Below are 4,639 nucleotides of genomic sequence, written 5' to 3'. Positions count from 1 at the left end.
ATCTGGAAGCTCAGCAACATCTTGAATAATAGTTTCAATTAATTGATTAATCTTACTCATGACTGTTCTCCTGCGCTGCTTCGATCATAGCTTGATAAGCTATATAAGCTTCATCTTCAGAAAGAAAAGTATCTGCATGATCGCAAAGCAAATTAACCTCAATGGGCGTATTGATCATATGGGCAATCGTTTTATCCGTCGGCTCTCTCGGCACATCCACATACTCATCACTTTCAATTTTCGCAAGCTGAGCTTTAAGTGAGTCGATTTCGGCTTGTTTTGATTCGGCGCATTTCTTGTGCACTTCCCATGCTACATTTAAAGACTCGGTATCTTCGCCACCATCATTCACATAGCATTGAGTTTTTTTATCAAAATAAGTTTCTTCATGATTCTCAAAATCATAATTTTCGTCTAAGAAATCCTGAAATAATTTGCGCTCAAGTTCTAAATCAATCATGGCTCGGCTCCATAAAAGTTTCTTCATCCCACCAGTTTTGATTTTCAAGGATGTATTTAGCGTGTTCTTCAGGTGAGCCGTTCCACTCTAATAAAGTGATTGAATCAGCAATGCATTGGCCCACTTTTGGAAATACTTGAAGTGCTTCATTCTTCAGTCGTTCAACCAATTTTTCTCCAACTTCTTTACTTGGTACCGGATAAAGCATTTCTGCTGAGTCGGGTTCTTCAGGAATATTGACCGCCCATAGTTTTTCATTTGATAAGTTCTTAGGTTTAGCCCACCACAAAATAGGACCATCTTCAGTATCAAAAGCTGCGATTAAAAATTTATCTTGATCTGGTGATTTAGGATGCCAGTTTGACCAGTCTGAGGAGTCTTCTTCAGGTATTTCTGGTATATCCATGTAATCCCAACGCTCGTAAGTTATTTCAACACCAAGATTTTTTTGAAGTAACTCCCATTGTTCTTTTGTGTAATGTTCTGCATCTTCACTAATAGTGTCGTGTTGAGCAATATCAGGATGAAACCAATTACTATCCAAGTCATTTGGTAATTCAATAGGTTTAATTTGATAAGTCATAAAGCCCTCTCTTGTGCATAATTTTGCGCATAAACATGATTTAATTGAATTTATGCGCAAATAGTTGCTCATTTTCTCCAACGCGCTTCTTTAAACTTTGCATCGCAAATCAATGATTCGATTTCTGATGCGTTCACATTTTCAAAGATGTGATCCATTTTGCTGCCGAACACGATGAGTGTTCTGGATTGCGACGAGTATCTAAATTTCATGGGAATGCCTCATCTATTAGATCGATGGGCGCTTCGAGCTGCTTGCGACGTTTATTAACTTCGGCCATTAGAGTTGGCACAATCTTCGGATCGCGTGCTGATACATCAATCTCAAGCGCATCGAGTTCAGTTAGATCAGGGGCATTTCTAATGCGGACCAGTAGAGAAGGTGGCTCTTTAGCTTCGGGCTGAGGTAGTTCAGAGAGACGACGACTCACTGCAGCATGCAAGGGGGCAGACTGTTCTTGGGTCCAGCCCTTTGTATATTTGAACAAAGCGTTGGCTTCTGCCGGAGATTGTGCAGTTGAAGCACGTTCAATCAGATCAGCAAGTATCGATTCGAAGTCTTCGCTGGCTTGCTCAGAACTTGGTTCACTTAGCAAGCTTTCTTCAACAACACTTACAGGGCCTTGGCTTGTAATCGTAATTTCTGACTTCGTTTCTGATACAGTTTCTTCAGCTTTAGTTTCCGCATGAACTTCGGCAGTTTTCTTACGAGAACGTTGCTTTTTCGGTTCTTCGCCCAAACGTGAGATTTTGATCTCTTCACTGATTTCGCGACCAAGTGCTTTGGATATAGCTGCCAGTTGAAGTTTAGCGTTTTCAGCATCACGCTGTACAAAGCCACTTTCGATAGATTCAATAAGTGCAGCAGTTTTAAAATTAAAAACATAAATTGAAGGTGAATAGGTGCTTAAAACATATACTTCTTGACCCTCAATATATTCTTCAAGAGTCATCGGCTTAGCAAAGGTGATACCTGCCAGCTCCATAGTTTCGATTTTGATGCAGAATTCATAGTGTGGCATCACGAACACTGTCGCTGGCATCTGGTCTAGAGGACTAAAGTCTTTGTCACCCGGCAATGTACCGTCACCGGCATAACGACAAAGCACAGTTTTTCGGTTTTGAAGCGCTTCAAACGCTTCTTTTGCATTTAAAATAGTGTTCATGCTTGAATTCCTTGTTGTGCCAATGCGCTAATTTCTTTCTGAACAGCTTGAAGTTGTGTGACTTCAATTTGCATAAGTGAATCAATACCTAGGTGTTCACACACAGTACGAGTATCGAGTCCACGCTCGGCAATAAAATCTTGAAGCTGGTCGCGCTGTTGATCGTTGATACCTGTGTATTCGGGTGGTGAAATCCACGTGTTTTTTTGCTTATCGAATGTGCAACCCAAAGCTTTAGCTCTGGCCAACAATATTTGGCGCATGTTTTGGTAATACATATGCTCTTTATCGTTTGCCAGCGTCTCGGTAAGTTGATTCAATTCGCTGGCATACTCAACTTCTTCACAGCTTTGTTTCCAGTTTTCAAAATCCTCAACAGCTTTAGCTGTGGCCAATTGAGCCGGAGTGAGTGTATTGATATGAGCTTTAGCCTGAGCAATAAGATCAGCTAAAAATGAAGGGTTGGTTTTTAGATCTGGTACCCACACTTCGCCAGTTTCACCACCTAATGCGCCTGAATTTTTTGCGTGATGAGTAGGTGATGGTCTGAAGCTGATCACACGAGCGTTTTTACCTTCACCTGTTGTGACGGTAGTCAAATAACCCATGATGTCGGCAATACGATAAAGCTCATTACGGTTCTTGCCACCTAGATCAGGACGGTAAATAATCTGATCGCCGTTTTGATCTTCAGAAGCGTGGGCAATGAACACGACATCTTTACCGAGGCTTGTAAGTGAGTTCACATACTGCTTAAAGATCTGGTTCGCCAATCCCTGAGCTTTGAGCTTCAAAGATCCATCTTTCTGGCGGTTGTTCGCCGTTGTAAGCAGATGGGTTTTAATACTTTCAAGCATTGCGCCTACTGTATCAATGACCACAGTATTAAAAGGTGCTAAGTCTTGTGGGGTTAGATCAGCGACATCTTTCCAGTTCTGAACAGGAACCACCGCGCCGCGACGTAGCTCACCAGTACGATGTGCGCCACGGTCGAAATCAAATGAAATTGTTTTATCACCAGTAAAACCAATAGAAGTTTTACCCAAGCCCGGATCAGCGTACAGATAGGTGATAATCGCATTAACTTGTAATGACTGATCAGCTGTAATAATAGGTATAGCCATTTTGTTCTCCTTATCTCGCACCGACAAAGCCACGTGCGTGTTTGTAAGCACGACGTTCAGGTGAAGGAATATGTGTGCGCTCAAATACCTGAGCGAGTTGCTTTTTTCTTTGGAAACGAATCTCTTGTTCAAGATTCTTCATAATCCAAGGCTTTTCGAGCATCATTTCTGGTTGAACTGGTGTACCGCCGTGCTCAGATTCGATTCGAATATCTGAGAAGTTCAGATCAGTCGAAAATGTCTGAGGGCCTAAACGCACGTGATAGCGGCCTTGCTCATCGCGTTTGATGAATTCGCGGAACGGAGTTGTATAGTGCTTTTGCATATCAATCTCCCTATCGCGGTGCATAACCGATGCGAGCAAGCGCATCTTGTAATTCTGAAACAGCTTCACGCATGCGATCAGCCTCATTGTCACTTGATGCATTTGCACGAAGCTCGTGATATGAAATACGCTTTACAAGCTGAGCAAGGGCGTACATTTGAGCTTCAGTCATGTTTTGAAGTTCGAGTTTTATATCCATCACACACCCCCTAGATGATTTTTCTCAATGTGGGTTTCGATGAGAGCAATGATGTTTCGATGATCTTCACTGACAGTGAAGTCGTGGTACTCATAACCATTGATAGACGTGATACGGTCAATCGCAAGGTTGGTGATTTCAATCACTTCGCGTGATGAACCTGGCACACCCAAATCATCGTTATGAGTTGCAAAGTCGAAGCTTGTGTAAACGAAGAAACCGTCTAACTTAATGACTGCTTTACCTGAGTGCTTACTATCAAGCGTGATGGCAGCAATGTCATACTCAGAGGGCTGGGTAATCGGGAAAGTAGCGCGAGGCTCTTCTTTTTCAGTGACTAATGCATACGCACCAGACAAGCCGAACAACAGGGCGGAACCCAAAGCAACATGCTTTAAACGAAGCTGTATGCTCGGTCTGTTGTGATTTATTGTGTTTTGTTCCATAATGGACTCCATCGTATGAAAAGCCCTGATCGCCGTCGGAAGTTGTCAGGGCTTTTTTTTGTCTTGATGGAATCAATTTAGTATTTACTAAATAATATGTCAATAGTAAACACTAAATAAAATTAGTGAAAATTATTTATTCTTTACTAATATTTTGTTTTTGCTTACATAAAAAAACCCGACACATGGTCAGGTTTTTAGTTTAGTAGTAGTTAAATTTGATTGATGAAGCTTAGGATTGGGAATATTTTTCTAAAAACTCATCGATCCACTCTTGAGCTGCGTCAATATTTGTTATGTCAGCAAGTTTAAGATTTGTACCTTCAGCCTCGTTAAA

At 41.5% G+C, this 4,639-nt stretch carries 6 protein-coding genes and 1 pseudogene; all 7 read right to left on the bottom strand.

From position 1 onward, the window contains the following. Positions 1 to 52 precede the first annotated feature (52 nt). On the bottom strand, positions 53 to 460 hold the full coding sequence (locus ADA42_RS06370; RefSeq protein WP_048764185.1) for a hypothetical protein: 408 nt from the start codon (positions 458 to 460) through the stop codon (positions 53 to 55). 259 nt (positions 461 to 719) lie between these two features. Continuing rightward, positions 720 to 1,043, bottom strand: a pseudogene (locus ADA42_RS06365) (hypothetical protein); the annotation flags it as partial. A 208-nt stretch (positions 1,044 to 1,251) separates the two neighbouring features. Further along, positions 1,252 to 2,208: a hypothetical protein gene (locus ADA42_RS06360; protein ID WP_048764184.1), complete on the bottom strand. Its 957-nt coding sequence runs from the start codon at positions 2,206 to 2,208 to the stop codon at positions 1,252 to 1,254. Continuing rightward, entirely contained in the window at positions 2,205 to 3,332 is a 1,128-nt protein-coding gene (locus ADA42_RS06355) for an ATP-binding protein (RefSeq protein WP_048764182.1), read from the bottom strand. The genes ADA42_RS06360 and ADA42_RS06355 overlap by 4 nt, the downstream gene beginning before the upstream one ends. A 10-nt stretch (positions 3,333 to 3,342) precedes the next feature. Continuing rightward, positions 3,343 to 3,657 (bottom strand): hypothetical protein, encoded by a 315-nt coding sequence (locus ADA42_RS06350; protein WP_048764180.1) that lies wholly within the window; start codon positions 3,655 to 3,657, stop codon positions 3,343 to 3,345. Positions 3,658 to 3,667: 10 nt separating this feature from the next. After that, the gene (locus ADA42_RS06345) at positions 3,668 to 3,856 is read right to left on the bottom strand and encodes a DUF7706 family protein (RefSeq protein WP_241485681.1); all 189 of its coding nucleotides are present in this window, start codon (positions 3,854 to 3,856) and stop codon (positions 3,668 to 3,670) included. Continuing rightward, the gene (locus ADA42_RS06340) at positions 3,856 to 4,302 is read right to left on the bottom strand and encodes a hypothetical protein (RefSeq protein WP_053086579.1); all 447 of its coding nucleotides are present in this window, start codon (positions 4,300 to 4,302) and stop codon (positions 3,856 to 3,858) included. Before ADA42_RS06340 ends, ADA42_RS06345 begins: the two co-directional genes overlap by 1 nt. Between the last annotated feature and the right edge of the window lie 337 nt (positions 4,303 to 4,639).

The sequence above is a fragment of the Acinetobacter sp. 243_ASPC genome (assembly GCF_001054715.1).
GTDB classification, from domain to species: Bacteria; Pseudomonadota; Gammaproteobacteria; order Pseudomonadales; family Moraxellaceae; genus Acinetobacter; species Acinetobacter soli.
Note: the sequence above shows the minus strand (reverse complement) of the source record. Positions and strands in the feature narration are given on the sequence as shown.